A 19972-nucleotide genomic window follows, 5' to 3' on the forward strand; every position below is an offset into this window, starting at 1 on the left:
TCGTATTTTTTGGTGATGGTGCGGCAAAATGTCGAGCAGAAATTAACCATAAAAATGCGGTTTTCTTAAATACAGAAATTCATCCTTCCGCCAAAACGGTTGGGTTATTGGCAACCAATTCTTTTGAAAAATCGTTATTTGAAAACGTAGTGACTTTCGAGCCTTTTTATTTGAAAGACTTTGTGGGAACACAGGCTAAGAAAGTAGAAAGGGAATAACGGAGAAAGGGAGAAGGGAATTTGGGTATAAATTAATTAAGTTAAAATGGAAGAAGAATTAATCGTCAATAAAGTAATCAACAGTGGACTCGTTACTTTTGACTTGGAAGACCTTTATGACCAAGGTGAAAGAGTAGTTTATGACCTCAAAGACAATTTGTTTATGGGAATGATTTTGAAGGAAAAAGATTTCAGAGAATTCCTCAAAAACCATGATTGGAGTCCATACGCAGGGAAAAATGTGGCAATTATTTGTTCGGAAGATGTTATTATTCCCACGTGGGCATATATGCTTTTGACTTTAAAATTACAGCCTTTTGCTAATACCGTTGTTTTGGGAAATTTAGAAGAATTGGAAAATAAACTATTTTACGATGCGCTTCGTAAAGTCAATCCAGCTGAATATCAGGGAGCGAGAGTTGTGGTGAAGGGTTGTTCAAAAGTACCTGTGCCTGCGGCAGCTTACGTAGAAATCACTCGAATTTTGCAGCCTTTTGTGCAGTCTTTGATGTTTGGAGAACCTTGTAGTACGGTTCCTTTGTATAAGAAAAAAGTATAGGCCATTTTGCACAAAAAAGCCGTCTCATTTGTTATTGGGACGGCTTTTTTAATTTATCCAATCGAAAGAAACTCTATCAAATTCTGGATTTGTACTTTCGTTTGATTTGTGATTATTGACATTTTTACGATTCACGTTTCGTTTGTTCTGAAAATCTCTCCAACTGTTTTGTTGAAAAATTGCACGGTGTTGTTTCATGTTTTTGTTTCAAAATTACCACCAACATATCAATACATTATGAACGGACTATTACAAAATTGTAAAGAAAATTCTCATTCTCTCTTCACCACCTTTCCAAGCAATTTCCGCCCATTTTCCATTTCGATTGATACTAAAAATGCGCCATTTTGAAAGGATGAAATATCTACATCAATACGGTTTAATCCTTGATTTAGGTAGACATTTTCAGTCTTTAAAATCTGTCCGTTGGGATTTACAAATCTAAAAATACTTGGCTGGTCAGCCGTGGAATATATTTCTGCCTTAAATTTTCCATTATTCGGATTTGGGTAAAGGGTTATTTCTTTATCGTAATCATTTTGATTGATGCACAAATCTGATTCTTGACAAATTTGTTTTTCTTGGCAACTCAACACAAACGTTTCAGTTTCCGCCAATGGAGTAATTGTATTTCCATATCTGACCGTCAACCTTCTGGATTTCCCATCTTTATACAAGGCCCACGCACTTGCAGGAATATCAAAACAAAAGGCTTTATAAAATAATTTTTCTGTTCCTAAAGTATTGACCAAATCAAAGCGATAGCCTCGGTTAGCTTGCATAAAACCTATTTTTTGCTTATCCAAATAAAAATCTACCGTCAGAATATCATCGAAATTATCAGCATTAAACGCCCAACCTTTCACGGAACAACAATTGGCTTTTTCAACTAATCCACGGTAAGATAAAGATGCCATTGGACCTTTTATGGGGTCAATCGGATTGGTTATGATTGGATCATTACTGCAATCGGCACAATTCTCCCCTACTCCTTTTTGGGTAATGAATATGGTTTTTGTGATGCCTTCGCCCGTTACTGTAACTTTTCCTGTGCGAGTATCTTTTTCGGAAGAAGCTACTATTTTTAATCGAAATGTTTTATCTAAAGAACCCGTGTCAGCGCTAACAGTTAGCCAATTAGCCGATTTGTCAACTTTCCATTTCAGATTTGAACTTACCGAAACTTCATATTCTGCCCCTGTCGGAAAAACGTTTGCCAATGAATCGGGTGAAATACCCAATCTAAATTTAGTTCCACAAATCCCCGAACCAACCCCAGAACAACGCAACGTTTTTTCGTTTTCGGTTGAAGGTTGTAAAGTCTTATTAGTATCGCCAAATCTTACCAGAATCTTATGTCGAAGACTACTTTTAAACCAAGCAGAATCGGGTAAAACATACCTAAAAGAGCGAAAATAAGCTTTTGAATCTTGATAAGTCGTTACTAAATCTGGGCGATTTCCCAAATTTGCTTGGGTCGTTCCAATTTTAATATCATCTATGTAAATATCAACCGTCAGAATATTTTCTAAATTTTTACTATCCAATGCCCAACCCGTAATTTCCTGACAATCAACACTTTCCAAACCTCCACGATAGGATTCAATCGCATTGGGCAAGGTTTGTAATTTTTGACAATCACTATTATAAGTATCCTTAAAATTGGGAATTGAACCACAAGTTGAATAGTCAGTCAAGGGTTGATTATAGCGAATATCGGTCGTGTATTCTTCATTCAGAAACATTCGCACGGGTTTGTTGCCATTGCCATCAAATACACTTCGCCAATTTTTATAGAGTTTACAATTATTAGCTACATTGGTTCGGTCTGATGTATTGCAACCATCATTCGTAAGCATATCATCCACGCTATAAAGGGCTGACCCACAAGTTTCAATGGGTTTCATAATACCATTTGAGCCTTTTATGTATTTGTTCACTACCTCCACGAGCATTTTTCGCTGAATACCGTCTTCCAAATTATAATTGAAAGCACTCATCAATTTTGCCCCGTGCGTATAACATTCTTCAAACTGGTCTTGGGTTGCGTACGGTCCTTCGGCTTCATTCATAATCCACTTGTTAGGCATATTGGTTCGGCACATATCCGTGACCATTCGATGGTCGGTCAAAGGGCCATCATTTACTTTTATACCGTCTGTTCCTTCACCAATATCCTTAAATCCATAATTACCAATCCGTGTTTCCAACAAAGAACCATAATCATTGACTACTTTAATTCGTGCATCAATTCCTTTAACAGCTTTCACAAAATTTATCGAAAAATTCTTCAATGAATTATGCCTAAATTGATACCAATCTTGCGTATGTTTTCCATTACCAATAAATACACCATAGGAAAACGAACCCGCTGAATTTGTAGGTTCGACGGCATCAAAACTATTAAAATCCTTGCCTCGATTCCCCCAAGCTAACTGAAATTTCTTGAAATCAATTTTATACTTTTCCTTCAAAAATTCCCTAAAACCTTGAACTGCCGTGGGCGAAAAGTCGAAAAGGGCATTAAAACCTCCGTCAGTTCCTTTAGTGGTTTTATAAGGAAACCCAAATTCTTGCTCAGGCGTTGTTACCACGCTCATGTAAAGCAATTCATTATTATCCAACAAATATTTATAGCGATTGGTGACGATTCGAGCAAAATTTTGAGTGCGTTCTTGGAAGGGTTTTGAGGCGAAACTATACACCAGAACGTGTCCGCAATCATCAATTAAATCGCAACCATTATAGCCCGAAGCTTGTTGTTGAAGTCTTTTATTTTTGCCCGTAATATCGTAGCCCATCATTCGGTCGGCATTTGAAAGTCCATCGCAGGAAGCAACCGTATTATCTTCGGCGGCTCCAATTACTTTTGTATTGCACCAAGTGTACATACACACACGAAGACAAATTTTCATTCCTTTGCTCCGAGCGGCTTGAATTTGCAAGTCATATTGCTCCCATGGATTGGCGGAATTTACTTTTAATTGATAAATCACATCCCATCTCACCGTAATTATCACCGCATTCATCCCAATATCAGAAGCCTTCTGGATTTGTTCAAGTTGATAGTCTCTGTAATTGACATTTACCAACGACAAAGCCATGTACCGTTGATTATCCTGAGCCTGAGAAGAGAAAGCTGTCGAGAATATAATACAGAGTGTCGAAAATATCAGGAAATAAGTAAAAAGTCTTTGCATAAACAGGAATAGGGTTTTAATTTCAAACGAAAATTTTATGGAGAAGTTATGAAATACTTAAATGAAAATAAATAAAAATAAGGCATTCTGCTACCTTTACATTAAATATTATCAGGACACCTTATAAATTAATATCAAAATATATTTCAATAAAAAACATGAAAAAACAAATTTTAGCCAGTTTTCTGTGCTTGGGTTTATTACCCACTTTTGCACAAAAAAAATGGTCAGAAACGCAAGTTGATGGCAATAATATTATCAAAAATCAAGGTAGACAAACATTGGGGTATTCCCCAAATTCTGCCATTAAAATATTAACAATCAGCGGTTTAGCCTTTAAAGATTTAAACAAAAATGGTAAAATAGACAAATACGAAGATTGGCGTTTGCCCGTTGATGTCAGAGCCAAAGATTTAGCTTCAAAATTAAGTATTGAACAAATTGCGGGCTTGATGCTTTATTCTTCGCATCAATCGCTTCCTGCCCGTTCGGGAGGGTATTTTGCGGGAACTTACAACGGAAAACCTTTTAAAGAAGGAGAAACTGACCCTTCAGATTTAACCGATCAACAAAAGACATTTCTAAAAGATGACAACCTTCGTCACGTTTTGCTGACAACCGTAAAAACGCCCGAAATTGCCGCCCAATGGAATAACAAATTACAATCTTTTTGCGAAAGTGTGGGTATGGGAATTCCTGCCAATAACAGCACCGACCCAAGACACGGCACAAAAGCCCGTGCAGAATTTGATGCCGCAGCGGGTGGAGAGATTTCAATGTGGCCAAGTTCTTTGGGAATGGCAGCAACTTTTGAGCCTTCATTAGTAGAAAAATTTGGACAAGTTGCAGCGGCAGAATATCGGGCTTTGGGGATTACCACTGCTCTTTCTCCGCAAGTAGATATTGCTACCGAACCACGTTGGGGACGTTTTAATGGTACTTTTGGGGAAAGTCCTCTGCTTTCAGCGGCCATGGCACAAGCGTATTGTAATGGTTTTCAGACTTCATTGGGTACAAAAGAAATTGCCAACGGTTGGGGTTTTGGAAGTGTAAATGCTATGGTGAAACATTGGCCTGGCGGTGGTGCAGGCGAAGCTGGGCGTGATGCACATTATGCCAACGGAAAGTTTGCCGTTTATCCAGGTAATAATTTTGATGCTCATTTGATTCCTTTCATTAGCGGAGCTTTCAAATTGAAGGGCAAAACAATGATGGCTTCTGCTGTTATGCCTTATTATACAATTTCGTGGAATCAAGATAAAAAGAACGGAGAAAACGTAGCGAATAATTATAACAAATACATTATCAACGACTTACTCAGAACAAAATACGCTTACGATGGCGTAGTGTGTACGGACTGGAGCGTTACGGGCAACCATAATGTAATGGATAGTTTCGTAGACGGAAAATCTTGGGGCGTTGAAAATCTAACCCTTGCCCAACGTCATTACAAAATTTTGATGGCAGGCGTTGATCAATTTGGGGGAAATAATGATGCTAAACCCATTTTAGAAGCCTATCAAATGGGCGTAAAAGAATTGGGAGAAGCAAAAATGCGTGCCAGAATGGAACAATCGGCAGTTCGTTTGTTGCGTAATATTTTGAGAGTGGGGGTTTTTGAAAATCCTTATTTGGAAGTAGCTTCAACGAAGAAAATAGTCGGTAATCCTGCGTACATGAAAGATGGTTATCAGGCTCAATTGAAATCAATTGTGTTGTTGAAAAACCAAAATAATGCCTTGCCAATTGCCAAAACAAAAACGGTTTACGTACCCAAACGTTTTACGCCCGCAAGTCGTAATTTCTTGGGAATGGAATCGCCTGCTTCGACCGATTATCCTGTAAATATGGATTTAGTTAAAAAATATTTTAACGTTACCGAAAATCCAAATGATGCTGATTTTGCCTTAGTTTTCATTCAAAATCCAACTGCTACGATTGGTTATGACAAAGAGGATGTAAAAAATGGAGGTAACGGATATGTGCCAATAAGTCTTCAATACGGTGATTATACTGCAACCGATGCCCGTGAAACAAGTATTGCAGGAGGTGACCCATTAGAAAAATCGGCGAACCGTTCTTATAAAAACAAAGTGGCAAAAACTTCAAATATTACGGATTTGAAATTGGTTTTGGATACGAAAGAAGCCATGAAAGGCAAGCCCGTAATTGTGTCGATAAATACGATTAATCCCATGATTTTTTCGGAATTTGAGAAAGAATCATCGGCTATTTTGTTGAGTTTTGGCGTACAAGATCAAGCACTTTTGGAAACGATTGCTGGTAAATCAGAACCATCGGCTTTATTACCGATGCAAATGCCCGCTAATATGTCAGTTGTAGAAAAACAAGCCGAAGATGTACCGTACGATATGCAATGTCATAAAGATTCGCAAGGAAATATCTATGATTTTGGTTTTGGAATGAATTGGAAAGGCGTAATTAAAGATGGTCGTGTAACCAAATATAGAAGTAAATAATATAACCCTTATGTCTTTCATACTTACAAGCTAACAAAAAACAATCATGAAAAAAATATCATTTTTACTCATAGTTACGGCTTTCTGCTGTTTATCAAAATCCACTTTTGCCCAAATACAAGCGGGTGAAAATGTGGCGGTTACTAATACCGAATCGGGTAAAGTTCGTGGGTATGTTCACAATAATATCTTTACGTACAAAGGTATTCCCTACGCAGAAGCAGCTCGTTTTATGGCTCCTGCCAAACCAAAATCTTGGTCTGGTGTGCGTGCCTCATTGGTTTATGGCCCAGTTGCTCCACTACTCGACCCAACCACGAGTGTACAAGATGAAGGTGAATTCATTTTTCATCACGATTGGGGATTCACCAACGAAGATTGTATGCGTTTGAACGTTTGGACTCCCAATATCAACGATGGCAAAAAACGTCCCGTAATGTTCTGGATTCACGGTGGAGGCTTCACTGCAGGTTCTTCCCAAGAATTGCCTTCGTATGATGGTGAAAGTTTGGCTAAAAAAGGTGATGTCGTAGTTGTTTCCATCAATCACCGTTTGAATATTTTGGGCTATTTAGATTTATCAGCTTATGATGAAAAATATAAACAATCGGCAAATTTGAGCATTTTGGACATGAAGGCGGCTCTGGAATGGGTAAAAGCAAATATCGAAAACTTTGGTGGCGACCCAAATAATGTCATGATTTTTGGACAATCGGGTGGCGGTGCAAAAGTAAATACTTTGATGGCCATGCCTTCAGCAAAAGGACTTTTTCATAAAGCAATCAATGAAAGTGGTTCGTTTAGAACAGCAATGTTAGAAAAAACGGATACACAATTAATTGCTGCCGAAGTTTTGAAAGCATTGGATTTACAGCCAAATCAAGTGGATGATATTCAGAAAGTACCTTTTGAAAAATTGAGTATGGCGGGTAAAAAAGCCCTCAAAATAGTAGCGGACAAAATGAAAGCCGACGGAAAACCAGTCATTGGTTTTGGATTAAGTTGGGGACCAAGCCGTGATGGTGAGGTTTTACCCTATCAATTATTTTCAAATGAAGCTTTTGAAATGTCTAAGAATATTCCTTTGATGTTAGGTACTACCAAAAATGAATTTACGCCTTTTGCGGGCATGGCAACTTTTAATAATAGCAAAGAGCAAGTTCTTGAAGTTATTAAAAAGAAGTATAATACAAAAGCTGATGCCTATTTGGAAGCGGTCAAAAAAGCTTATCCAAACGATACCAAACCGTCTGATTTATTAGATATTGACTTTTCATTTAGACCAGGGGCCGTTCTTCAAGCGAATCAAAAATCAGCTTTGAGTGGTGGTGCGCCAACTTATATGTATTTATTCTCGTGGCAGTCGCCCGTGTTAGACGGAAAATTCAAAGCAGTTCATTGTATGGAGTTGCCTTTCGTGTTCAACAATATTGCTCGTTGCGAAGAAATGACTGGTGGCGGAAAAGAAGCATACATTTTAGCGGACAAAATGAGTCAATCATGGATAAATTTTGCCAAAATGGGCAATCCAAATCACGCAGGATTACCAAAATGGGAAACTTATGATGCAGCAAAAGGCACTACTATGTTTTTTGATAATAAATGTGAAATCAAATATCATCATGATGCCACCTTATTGGAGCTTGTGAAATAGTAAGAATGTGAATTATCCTTTAAAACAAAAATACTCGCCCAAAATCTGAGCGAGTATTTTTTGTTTCTTATAATGAGTTAATTCCTCATTTTATACTACTATTATGCTTAACACATAATTGAATATCAACAAATTAGATTGCGTCTTCTTCAGTAGTATCTTCTTTCTTAGCTTTTTTTGTTTTTTTCACTGGTGCTTCTTCAACAACCTCAGCTACTGGAGCAACAACCTCAGCAACTACTGGAGCAGCCTCAGCTACAACTACTGCTTTTGCAGGAGCAACAACAGCACCACCCAAAGGAAGGATTTCTACGAAAGAACGTCCTTTAAATCCTTTTTTGAAATGAACTGTTCCGTCAATTAAAGCGAATAAAGTATGATCTTTTCCAAGACCAACACCAGGCCCAGGATTGTGGGCTGTTCCTCTTTGACGAATAATAATATTACCAGCAATTGCTGGCTGACCTCCGAATATTTTTACACCGAGGCGTTTACTGTGGGACTCACGGCCGTTCTTAGAACTACCCGCACCTTTCTTATGTGCCATTTCTTAGTAAGTTTTTTTATCGGTTATATATTTTAAGTGATGAGTGAAAAGTAATGAGTGAAAAGTTTTCAAAAACTGATAGCACTCAATAACTCATAATTCATAACTCATAACTTATAACTATAATGTGATTCCTTCGATTAATACTTTTGTAAAATTTTGACGGTGTCCGTTTTGCTTTTGATAGCCTTTACGACGTTTCTTTTTGAATACCAGAACTTTCTCTCCACGTAAGTGAGCTAAAATTTTACCTGATACTGTTGCACCTGCTACGGTTGGGAGACCTACTATGATGTCCCCGTCATTATCGACAAGAAGAACCTTATCGAAAACCAGTGCAGCGCCTTCCTCGCCCGCCAAACGGTGGGTGTAGAGGAAACGGTCTTTCTCAACTTTAAATTGCTGACCAGCGATTTCTACGATTGCGTACATTTGTAAATGTTTAAGAATGAAATTTTAATTTGGGTTGCAAAGGTACAGCTTTTGTTTTGAAATCTGAAAAGAAACGACTACTTTTATTTCAAATTAAAGGTATTTTATTCCTTCATAACCTATTGTTTAATAATGAGTTATGAAAATAAAGTTAAATTAAAATCGTTTTAAGGTCGTAGGCGGCTTTTACGTTTGCTGAAGTAATCAAAAATAAGGCGTATTTTATCAATTATTTTTATCATCAACTGATTACTACTAATTTATTTACTCGACTTATTCTTAAAATCCAAGAACAATAATTATGTATTTGAAACGAAGTGCTTTAATATTTATATTTGGGCTTTATTTGTCTGTATTTCAAATATTTAGCCAGTCACGAAAAGTACGTATAATTCATTTTGAGGATTTACAAAAACAAATAAATAATGTTTCAGATACAACTTTGGTAGTACATTTTTGGGCAACTTGGTGCCGACCTTGCATTGAAGAATTACCCAATTATGAAAGATTGAGTCATGAATTTGCCACGAAGAAAATTCGATTTATGTTGGTCAGTATGGATTTTCCTAAAGATTTAAAAGGTAAAGTTGAACCTTTTATTACAAAAAATAACATAAATTCAGAAGTGGTATTATTGGATGAACCCGATTATAATGCTTGGATTGACGAAATCGATAAGGAATGGTCAGGAACGATTCCTGCCACTTTAATGGTGAATTTGACTATGAGGAAAAGAGTATTTTTTGAAGGGCAAGCTAATATGGAGAAATTTTTGGAAGAATTAAAAATAATGACTCCTGCAGTGGGAGCGAATTAGTTGTGATTTAGTGAGTTGTGATTGTTGATTAAATTCTCCACGCAATTTTTAAATCACAACTCACTAAATCACAAATTGTAAAAATTTAATAATTCAAATGAAAAAGATCATGAAAAAAATATACATTTTAGGTTCCGTGGGCATATTGCTGATGGGGCTTACCGTTATATTTGCTTTTAAAAATAATGCTGATTCTATTCTTGATAAGGGTTATGCAATTGGCGATGTAGTGAATGATTTCAAACTAAAAAGTACGTCAGGTGGCATTACTTCAATGGCTGAAAACCGTTCTGCGAAAGGTTATATCATCGTTTTTACGTGTAATCATTGTCCATTTTCAAAGGCTTATGAGAGTAGAATCATGGCTTTGGACAGAAAATATGCTTCACAGGGTTATCCAGTTTTAGCGATAAATCCCAACGACCCTGCGGCTTATGAAGAGGATACTTTCGAGAATATGCAAGCCGTAGCCAAGTCTAAAGGTTATACATTTGAATATTTACAAGATGAAACGCAATCGGTTGCCCGTGCATTTGGGGCTGCTCGTACGCCTTCTGCCTACGTTGTGAAGCGTGAAGGAGACAAGTTTATTATGCAATACATCGGTGGAATTGATGATAATACCCAAGATGCCAATGGCGTCACGAAACGTTATATTGAAGACGCTGTAAATAGTCTTTTGGCAGGAAAACCAGTAGTCGTAAACCTCACAAAATCAGTGGGTTGTGCGATTAAATGGAAGGGCGTTTGATAGATTTATTTGGTAGATTTTAAGGAAGACTTCGTTTAAAACGAAGCCTTCCTTTTTTATATTCGTTGTCTATTCGCACATAAATAAGTCGTTCTGCCTCCTACTTTACTGATACTGATTTTCTCACCACACGCTGCACATTTATCCGCCCTAATGTCTTGCAAACCTGCTCTTCCCCAACCACGTGCGTGTATGAGAAAACTTTCTGGAAAATCGTCGTAATTTGCCTGTGAATCTATAGCGGTTTGAATGACAAATCGCATGGATTTATGGATTTCAAGTATTTCCTTTTCGGATAATTGATTGGCTTTTTTCTCTGGATGAATTTTGGCTTGGTAAAGCACTTCATCCACAATCCAATTGCCAATTCCTGCCACGGTTGATTGGTCTAATAAAACGGATTTTATGGGTGCATTCTTTTTACTGAGCGTTTTTGATAATTCCTCTACGGTGATTTCTAAGGCATCTTTATTGATTTTTTTGCGGGATAAATATTCTTCAACATTCTCCACAATCCCGATTCGCTCAAATTTTCTTGGACATAAAAACCCTAATTTAAAACCGTTGGCAAACTTAAAAATAATTCTTGCAAAACGGGGTGTATCTTCATCATCTTTGAAATAAGCCAAATCGCCCGTCATGCCAAAATGTAAGTGCAGCCAATAAGGAGCATCCAACTGAACAAAAAGATTTTTACCCACCCGTTTTGTACCGATAAATTGATGATTTTTTAATTGCTGATTCAGCGTGTCGTAGTCGGTAGTTAGCAATTTTGTATCCTCCACATAAACATCGTTGATGGGTTGATAAAGGCTGGTTTCTTCAAAATATCGACGATAGGTTTCTACTTCGGGGAGTTCGGGCATTGAGTTGAGGGTTTTAAGGTCTTTGATAGAGAACTGATTTTTGGCGGATTTGTTTGAGTAATTACCGCAAAAACAACCCCGCCATTTCTTCCAAAGACACAATTTTCATCGTTGATTCTCCGCTTGGGGTATAGCTTGGATTGGAGGATGCAAAGAGTTGTTCTACCAACATATTCATCTCCAAAACCGTGAGGCTATGATTCCCGAAACGCCCTGCCGAACGCTTTGCCATCGAACGAGCTACGTTTTCAGATTTATCTAAATGCAAATTGGCTTCGTTTTGTTTGAATTGTTCCAAAATCCCTTCAATCATCGCCTGTTCATTTTCTTCGGGCGAATCGGCGGGAATGCCATTCACTACGAAAGTATCGTGTCCAGTAACACTCAACACAAAGCCTAAATTGCGGATTTCGTCTTGAATTTCAACCACCAAGTGAAAGTCTGCGGGTGTGAGTCGCACCGTAGTTGGGAAGAGCAATTGCTGTGATGCTCCGTTATGTTTTTGAAGATGTTGCGAGAATTTTTCGTACAGAATTCGCTCATAAGCAGCTCGTTGGTCAATTAACAACATTCCAGATTTCACCTGCGAAATAATATACTGATTATGAATCTGAAAAGTAGTTGATTCAGAATCTTGTCGAACTCTTTGAAAACGGTTTTCTACAATATCATTTGCCTTACTTTTTATCGTGGTTGGCTCAAAATCTTTCCCAAAATTAAAGTTGGATTGGCTGATTTCTTTTTTATCAAAATCATCCACACTTTTGCCTAAACCTTCGTATAATTTGTTCCAATTCGTCAAATTTGTACGCTCACGGGCGGGTACTTCTGGACGTGCATAAGTGCTTACTCCTCCTGCACTGTTGAAAGCATCAGCACTTTCTTTTTGAGTTTGAAATGGCGAATTTCCAAAATTGAAAATATTATTGGTATAATTTACATCCGTCTCAAAATCCAAGGAAGGCGTAAGATTATGCTGGCTCATTGCCTTTCTAACGGCCGCTTGCACGATAGCATAAACGGTGCGTTCATCGTCAAACTTAATTTCGGTTTTGGTAGGATGAACGTTTATATCAATGTGAATGGGGTCAATTTCGATAAAAAGTACATAAAATGGGTGCGTTCCTTCAGGAATTAATCCCTCGAAGGACGACATTACGGCGTGGTTCAGATAGCCATTTTTGATGTAGCGATTATTGGCAAAGAAAAATTGTTCCCCACGAGTTTTTTTTGAATATTCGGGTTTTCCTACGTAACCACGCACACTTACAAAAGACGTTTCTTCTTCGCAAGAGGCCAATTGTTCTCGATAATTTTTACCAAATAAATCCACAATTCTTCTACTCAATTTCCCTGCGGGCAGATTATAGATTTCTGAATCGTTATGATGAAGCGTGAATGCAATTTCTGAATTAGATAAAGCCACTCGCTGAAATTCATCAAGGATGTGACGCATCTCTACGGGATTGGATTTCAAGAAGTTACGTCTGGCTGGAACGTTATAAAATAGGTTTTTTACTTGAATACTCGTGCCTTTTTCAGTAGCAACGGCTTCTTGGGCTTTGACTTCTGAGGCTTCTATTTTTATTAAAATTCCTAACTCATCGGTTGTTCTACGGGTTCGCATTTCGACTTGGGCAACGGCGGCAATTGATGCCATTGCTTCGCCTCTAAAACCCATTGTTCGGATTTTAAAAAGGTCTTCGGAAGTCCGAATTTTAGAAGTTGCATGGCGTTCAAAACACATTCTGGCATCGGTTTCGGACATTCCTAAACCATCGTCAATCACTTGAATCAGCGTTTTCCCAGCCTCACGAATAATCAATTGAATAGTGCTTGCTCCTGCATCAATGGAATTTTCTAACAACTCCTTCACCACCGAGGCAGGACGCTGAACCACCTCACCAGCCGCAATTTGGTTGGCAATAGAATCAGGAAGAAGTTGGATAATGTCTAACATTTTTGATAGTGAATAATTAATAGAGAATAGATAATGGTTGATGAACAGAACATACTCCGGCCAAAAGCTATTAATTATTATCTATTAATTGTTAATTAAAATCTTTCCTCTAAGTTCGTAATAAATCAAACGATTGACAATAAAAAGTAAAAGTTTGATGTTGATAAAACGTGGATAAGTTTGTAACGTTTTGACTTTCAATTTCTTACAACCTAAAAAACAAAACGCTGACTAAATTTGGGTTCAGTCAGCGTTTTGGGATAAATGATAATAAATTCTAAACCACTTGACGACTACGACGTTTCACCATTTATGAAGGTTTTACTTTTTTAGCTTCTTCAATTCTAAAACGATGGAATGCTTCTTAGATTCTATCTTCGATCATGTCTAAGATGTCTTTATTTTGCTTTTCGTAAGATTGTAGTTTTAATTAATTTTATTTACAAAGAATGAAAAATTGTGGCATTTGTAAATATTTAAAAGAATAGAATTTTATCAAGAATAACAAAAACAGTTTTAAACTCCATCCACCAAACTAATTTTGTAAATTTGATGTTTAAAAAACAAAATTCATTGTCATTTGTTAATCATCAATCATCCCATGCTGAAGCCCCAAATATTCATTTATACCGAATCAACGCCCAATCCTAATTCAATGAAGTTTGTTTTGAACTTTGAATTGGTGCCAGATGGTTCGTCTTTCGACTATGCAACGCCTTCTGATGCTCTCGTTGAAGGTAAAAACTCTCCATTAGCAGTTGAGCTTTTCGGTTTTGACTTCGTACAACGAGTTTTCATTTCTTCGAATTTTATCACCGTTACTAAAAACGATGAGACGAAATGGGAAGACGAGTTGTTCGGAATGAAGCAATTTTTGAAGCAGTTTTTTGAAGATAAAAAAGACGTTTTTGCAAAAACTACCATTTCGGCTTACGAGTCGGCAGGAGGGGAGCAAGACTCGGAAACGGTTATCAAAATCAAGGCGGTTTTAGACCAATATGTGCGCCCAGCAGTAGAATCTGACGGTGGAGCAATCAATTTTCATTCGTACCATGATGGCGTTGTGAAAGTACTTTTACAAGGTTCATGCTCAGGCTGTCCATCTTCAACGATTACCTTAAAACAAGGTATCGAAAATCTTTTGACCCGTATGGTGCCAGAGGTAAAAGAAGTATTGGCAGAGGGAGTTTAAAATTTAAGTTAAATTTAATTATTTTGGTTACAAAAAGGTAGTGTCGGAACAATATCCTAACACTACCTTTTTTATTTTATTACTAATTGAACATCAACTATTTGTACTGTCAAATTATTGAATTTTAGCTATAAAACGAAATTTAAAACATAATGGAAATGTTTATCATTATAGGACTTATCTTGTTAAATGGTGTTTTCTCAATGGCTGAAATGTCATTGATTTCCTCCCGAAAATTTAAGTTGGAAACTGCCAAAAAGAAGGGTGAAATTGGAGCAAAAGCAGCCTTAGAACTTGCCAATAATCCAACTAAATTTCTCTCAACTGTTCAGATTGGCATTACACTGATTGGTATTTTATTGGGTATTTATAGTGGAGAAAAATTAACGCAAAATACAACGCAATTCTTTACAAAACTTGCCGTTTTAGTCCCTTATGCAGAAGAACTTGCCGTTGGAGTAATCTTAATTTTCATCACTTTTTTAACAATCGTGTTGGGCGAACTTCTACCTAAAAGATTAGGACTTACTTTCCCAGAACCAATTGCCATGGCATTGGCTCGACCAATGAAAATTTTATCGATTCTGACTTCTCCTTTTGTTTGGGTACTTACTTTTACAAATGATATTATCCTCAGTATTTTTGGGATAAAACACTTATTAGATAGCAAGGTTTCGGAAGAAGAGATAAAGTCTATTATTAGAGAAAGTGCTAATGGGGGTGAGATTCAAGAAATTGAACAGGGAATTGTGGAAAGAGTTTTTGAACTTGGCGACCGTAAGGTAAATTCATTAGTAACGCATCGAAGTAGCATTATTTTTTTTAGCGAAAGTGATGATTTAGAGACGATTAGATTGAAAATAAACAGTGAAAAACATTCCGCTTATCCCGTTTGTAAAGATAATAAAATTGACGAAATTTTGGGTATTATTTTACTGAAAGACCTATTTGCACCTTTGATTGAAGAAAATTTTCAGCTTATGTATTATGTCAAAAAACCTCTTTTTGTGAATCAAGGAATGTCGGCCTATAAGTTGTTGGAAATGTTTAAAAATGAGAAAACTCATTGTGGAATTGTAGTCGACGAATACGGAATCACACAAGGAATTGTTACGATGGATGACGTGGTAGATGCTTTGATTGGTGATGTTACTGAACTGAATCAAGATGAATATCAAATTACTCAAAGAAATGAAAGTTCCTGGCTGGTTGATGGGCAATATTCTATTATTGAGTTTGTGAAGTTTTTTGAAATTGATTTAGAAGATAATTATCAAGATGATTTCGTGACGGTTGCAGGGCTTTTTATTCATCAATTTTCAACGCTTCCTAATGTTGGCGATAAATTAATTGTCAGTGATTTAGTATTGGAAATTATTGATAAAGATGGGCAAAGAATTGATAAAATTCTCGTTGAAAGACTTTGATAAATAATAAATTCTATTAGTTATCAAGTGTTGAAATTAATCAACTGTCTGTTAAAAATATGGACAGTTAATTAATTTCAACATTCACACCTAAAACTGGATGTGCATTCGCAGCGCAAATGTATGAACCGGTCCTCGGTCTTGGTTGTACGCTGGATTTATAACTAATTGATAGTCAGGCGTAACTGATAACCAATTATTGACTTTTATGTTATAATTCATTTCAAGAATAGTCTCTAAACCGTAGTTCGGTAATTTCCCATCTCCGATAATAAAGCCGTATCCTCCTTTGGCTAAATACTGACGGTGCAAATCTGAAATTCCGTTAAAGACAAAGCCAATATTGAATCTATCTTGCTTTCTTCCGAATAAATTATCTTTTACAAATCCTCCGCTCACAGAATGGTCTATTTCAGTAAAAGCCCATGTTTCGTTATTTCCATCATTCCAGGATGCTCTCAAAAATAGCCCCGATTCATCCGATAATTCTTGTTCGTAATTAATGCCAAAACCGTACTTTGTTCTGCCATTTTTTCGGGTTAATGTCACGTCTGGATTTGTTTGTTTAATTGCCTCCGCATAACTTCCCATATATGTTACTGTGTAAGATGCTAAGACTCTGAGTTTCCCTCCTTTTCCAAAAAATGCCGTAGATTTCTCTAATTCGAATGTGTTTGAATTATTCCCATTCCATTGCCAATTCAAATCTGGTCCATTGGCGGTTGTTGGCACTAAAGAAGTTCCTGCTCGGATTGCCCAACGTTCTCGGACGTATTCCAAAACAGCATTCCACGTATAGCCACGGGTATTGGCCGGATAATCCCACGCACCCGTTGACATCAAAGCCCAGTTCATAAACTGACTTCTGGGGTCGTGGGCGTAGGCATTATTATCAAAATAATCGGCAATTGAGAATTTCCCTAAAGCAATAGTAAAACGATTTACCGGTCTTTCTCCACCAATACTGTTGGCTTCATCATCCTCATGTTCAACGGGATAGGCATGGTTTTCTCCTTGAATGTCTTTGATTTTTTGGGCTGACTCAACCGCTTTTTCACCCAAAAGAGCAAAATCTTGACGTAAAAATAAACGGGCGGTATAAATAGTAGGGGTGGGGTTTCCGATTCTAAAACATTCTCCATTGGTAAAACCTGCAATGCCTCTTGCCTGTGAAAGTCCGCTACCGCCGGCCAATTCTGGATTATAAAAAATGGCCGCTCCTTTCCATAAGCGTCTACCCAAATAAATGGTAGTGGTTATCGATGTTTGCGTTTCTGCCGTATCCGAAAGGCTAAAATCGCCACTATACGGGGCATCTATTTTGAGTTTGTGTTGCGGAATAACGGTTTGCTGAAAATGAAGTGACCAGTTTTTGTTTTGCCCGAATGTGGCTTCTTCGAATATAAATAAGAAAAAAAAAATAAATGTGTATTTCATTACAATGGATTATTGAGTTTTTAAAGACTTTGACAAAGGTATTTACAAAATCATTAGAAATATTTTTTTGATTTCAAACATTTTATAAATACATTTGTTCTAATTTTTAGGTTACCCTAAATTATATTTAAGATTAATATAAATTAAAATAAAGGTTTATGAAAATAAATACTTACCTCCGAATCATATTTTGCTCTAATTTATTGATTTTCAATTTTTTACCAACGTTTTCTCAGGGATTGAAAGGTAAAATTATTAGTAATGGAAAGTCGGCAGAATTTGTAAATATTACTGTGCCAGCCCTTGCAAGTATTGGCACACAAGCGGATATTGATGGCTTATTTTATTTGAAAAACATTCCAGAAGGCAAACAAATCGTACAAATCTCTGGCGTTGGTTTCAGAACGACTAAACGAACGGTTCAAATTCAAAAAGATAAAATAACTACGGTCAGTTTTGAAATTGAACCCGACCAAACGGCTTTGAATGAAGTGGTAGTAACAGGAACGATGAAAGAGACAATCGTGAATTTATCATCTACACCGATTGAAATTTATACACCCACATTTTTCAAGAAAAACCCAACTCCCAGCCTTTTTGAAGCCTTAACGATGGTAAATGGCGTGCGACCGCAGTTGAATTGTAGCGTTTGCAACACGGGCGATATTCACATCAACGGCATGGAAGGAGCTTATACCATGATTACGATTGATGGAATGCCCATCGTATCGGCACTTTCCACAGTGTACGGATTATCAGGAATTCCGAATTCGATGGTCGAGCGAATTGAGGTCGTAAAAGGACCTGCTTCAACGCTTTATGGTTCAGAAGCGGTTGGCGGTTTGATTAATGTCATTACCAAAAATCCCATCAAAGCACCACTTATTTCATTGGATTTGAATTCAACTTCTTACGGAGAATATACATTAGACGGAGCAATAAAGGCAAAAATTGGACCGGCAAACACCATGTTGAGTGCCAATTATTTTAATTTTCAAAACAGAATTGATAAAAATAATGATGGTTTTACGGACGTAACGCTACAAAATAGAATTTCGATTTTTAATAAATGGTCATTCCAAAGAAAGCAAAATCGGACGTTTACAATGGCGGGTAGATACGTGTATGAAGACCGTTTTGGGGGTGAACTTGATTGGCAAAAAGAAGACCGAGGCGGTAAGAACCTGTACGGTGAAAGTATTTATACAAAGCGTTGGGAAATGATTGCAAATTATCAATTACCTATTGATAATCAACAAGTTAATCTCCAATTTTCCTACAACAATCACGACCAAAATTCGGTTTACGGCAATCGTCCGTACATTGCAAAACAAGAAATTGCGTTTGGTCAGTTGATTTGGGATAAAAAAATTGCTAAAAATCACGATGCGCTGTTTGGCGTGGCGCTGCGTTATACTTTTTATGATGATAACAATACTTTGACCCAAGATGAGAACGATTCGACGCTGAATAAACCGAGTAAAACTTTTTTGCCAGGCATATTTGCCCAAGACGAAATTAAATTGAGCAAGAGAAATACTCTTTTGCTTGGTTTGCGGTACGATTACAACTCTATTCATGGCAATATTCTTTCGCCGAGAATGAACTGGAAATATAGTTCTGCAAAATCGGATATCTTTCGATTGAGTTTTGGAACGGGTTATCGAGTGGTGAATTTGTTTTCGGAGGATGAAACGGTTTATTCGGGAGCGAGAAAAGTGGAAATTCGCTCTAATCTAAATCCCGAAAAATCGTGGAATACCAACCTTAATTATCAGAAAACGATTACGCACAACAGCGGATTTGTTTCGATAGATGGTAGTATTTTTTACACTTATTTTACCAATAAAGTGGTGGCAGATTATGATACTAACCCCAGCAAAGTGATTTTTGATAATTTGAAGGGCTACGGTGAATTAAAAGGAGTCAGTTTGAACATGGATGCCAATTTCACGAATGGCATAAAATTGATGATAGGAGGGACGTACACCGATATTTATAGAATTGAAAACGACATAAAAATACGACAAAAACAAACGCCGATTTTTACCACTAATTACGCCATTTCTTATACACATCCTAAGTCCCAAATTATGCTTGATTTGACTGGAATTATCTATGGTTCGATGGATTTACCTTTAATTACGGATGATATTCGTCCCGCAAAATCACCAATTTTCAACATTACTAATTTGCAAATTTCGAGGCGATTCAACAATGGTTTACAGGTGTATTTAGGCGTTAAAAATTTGTTTGATTTCTTTCCCGACCACAAAATTGTTTATCAGAAAAAAGACCTTCTTCCTGAGCAAATTAAAGATTCATCGTTGGGGGTTTTACCACGTGGATATTATTTCAATTCCGACTATAATTATGCTCCTATGCAAGGGATTCGAGGCTTTTTAGGGGTTCGTTGGAATTTGTTTTAATAT

The 19972-nt window shown here is 37.0% G+C and carries 15 protein-coding genes and 1 pseudogene; 9 read left to right on the forward strand and 7 right to left on the reverse strand.

Annotated features, from left to right (window positions below; genetic code table 11):
- Positions 1–218, forward strand: a pseudogene (locus AC1W31_RS15275) (tRNA (adenosine(37)-N6)-threonylcarbamoyltransferase complex dimerization subunit type 1 TsaB); the annotation flags it as partial.
- A 46-nt stretch (positions 219–264) separates the two neighbouring features.
- Positions 265–777 carry a DUF2480 family protein gene (locus AC1W31_RS15280; protein ID WP_481735344.1) on the forward strand — a complete coding sequence of 171 codons (513 nt, stop codon included), beginning with the start codon at positions 265–267 and terminating at the stop codon, positions 775–777.
- A gap of 48 nt (positions 778–825) precedes the next feature.
- Here AC1W31_RS15280 and AC1W31_RS15285 read toward each other — a convergent pair whose 3' ends face one another.
- Positions 826–975, reverse strand: a complete 150-nt coding sequence (locus AC1W31_RS15285) for a hypothetical protein (protein ID WP_481735345.1) — start codon at positions 973–975, stop codon at positions 826–828.
- Between the two features lie 74 nt (positions 976–1049).
- Positions 1050–3977, reverse strand: a complete 2928-nt coding sequence (locus tag AC1W31_RS15290) for a BACON domain-containing protein (protein ID WP_481735346.1) — start codon at positions 3975–3977, stop codon at positions 1050–1052.
- Positions 3978–4135: 158 nt separating this feature from the next.
- Between AC1W31_RS15290 and AC1W31_RS15295 the strand changes: the two genes are divergently transcribed.
- Positions 4136–6457, forward strand: a complete 2322-nt coding sequence (locus tag AC1W31_RS15295) for a glycoside hydrolase family 3 protein (protein WP_481735347.1) — start codon at positions 4136–4138, stop codon at positions 6455–6457.
- A gap of 46 nt (positions 6458–6503) precedes the next feature.
- The gene (locus AC1W31_RS15300; RefSeq protein ID WP_481735348.1) at positions 6504–8111 is read left to right on the forward strand and encodes a carboxylesterase/lipase family protein; all 1608 of its coding nucleotides are present in this window, start codon (positions 6504–6506) and stop codon (positions 8109–8111) included.
- A gap of 133 nt (positions 8112–8244) precedes the next feature.
- Here the strand turns inward: AC1W31_RS15300 and rpmA are convergent, their stop codons facing one another.
- Complete coding sequence (rpmA, locus tag AC1W31_RS15305) at positions 8245–8658, reverse strand: 50S ribosomal protein L27 (RefSeq protein WP_481735349.1); 414 nt, start codon at positions 8656–8658, stop codon at positions 8245–8247.
- 120 nt (positions 8659–8778) lie between these two features.
- On the reverse strand, positions 8779–9090 hold the full coding sequence (gene rplU / locus AC1W31_RS15310; RefSeq protein ID WP_481735350.1) for a 50S ribosomal protein L21: 312 nt from the start codon (positions 9088–9090) through the stop codon (positions 8779–8781).
- A gap of 301 nt (positions 9091–9391) precedes the next feature.
- On the opposite strand from rplU, the gene AC1W31_RS15315 reads away from it, so the two are divergent.
- Both AC1W31_RS15315 and AC1W31_RS15320 read left to right on the forward strand, forming a co-directional pair.
- Positions 9392–9907, forward strand: a complete 516-nt coding sequence (locus tag AC1W31_RS15315; protein ID WP_481735351.1) for a TlpA disulfide reductase family protein — start codon at positions 9392–9394, stop codon at positions 9905–9907.
- A gap of 109 nt (positions 9908–10016) precedes the next feature.
- Positions 10017–10658, forward strand: a complete 642-nt coding sequence (locus AC1W31_RS15320; protein ID WP_481735352.1) for a thioredoxin family protein — start codon at positions 10017–10019, stop codon at positions 10656–10658.
- Positions 10659–10714: 56 nt separating this feature from the next.
- On the opposite strand, the gene AC1W31_RS15325 is transcribed toward AC1W31_RS15320, so the two are convergent.
- Both AC1W31_RS15325 and mutL read right to left on the reverse strand, forming a co-directional pair.
- The gene (locus tag AC1W31_RS15325) at positions 10715–11524 is read right to left on the reverse strand and encodes an Fpg/Nei family DNA glycosylase (RefSeq protein ID WP_481735353.1); all 810 of its coding nucleotides are present in this window, start codon (positions 11522–11524) and stop codon (positions 10715–10717) included.
- 61 nt (positions 11525–11585) lie between these two features.
- A complete protein-coding gene (gene mutL / locus AC1W31_RS15330; RefSeq protein WP_481735354.1) occupies positions 11586–13484 on the reverse strand; it encodes a DNA mismatch repair endonuclease MutL in 1899 nt (632 codons plus the stop codon).
- Positions 13485–14085: 601 nt separating this feature from the next.
- On the opposite strand from mutL, the gene AC1W31_RS15335 reads away from it, so the two are divergent.
- Positions 14086–14676, forward strand: coding sequence for a NifU family protein (locus tag AC1W31_RS15335; protein WP_481735355.1), 591 nt, complete (start codon positions 14086–14088; stop codon positions 14674–14676).
- A 158-nt stretch (positions 14677–14834) separates the two neighbouring features.
- Complete coding sequence (locus AC1W31_RS15340; protein WP_481735356.1) at positions 14835–16103, forward strand: hemolysin family protein; 1269 nt, start codon at positions 14835–14837, stop codon at positions 16101–16103.
- A 90-nt stretch (positions 16104–16193) separates the two neighbouring features.
- Here AC1W31_RS15340 and AC1W31_RS15345 read toward each other — a convergent pair whose 3' ends face one another.
- Entirely contained in the window at positions 16194–17540 is a 1347-nt protein-coding gene (locus AC1W31_RS15345; protein WP_481735357.1) for a carbohydrate porin, read from the reverse strand.
- 158 nt (positions 17541–17698) lie between these two features.
- Between AC1W31_RS15345 and AC1W31_RS15350 the strand changes: the two genes are divergently transcribed.
- A complete protein-coding gene (locus tag AC1W31_RS15350; protein ID WP_481735358.1) occupies positions 17699–19969 on the forward strand; it encodes a TonB-dependent receptor in 2271 nt (756 codons plus the stop codon).
- Positions 19970–19972: the final 3 nt, after the last annotated feature.

Source organism: Arcicella sp. (assembly GCF_964672035.1).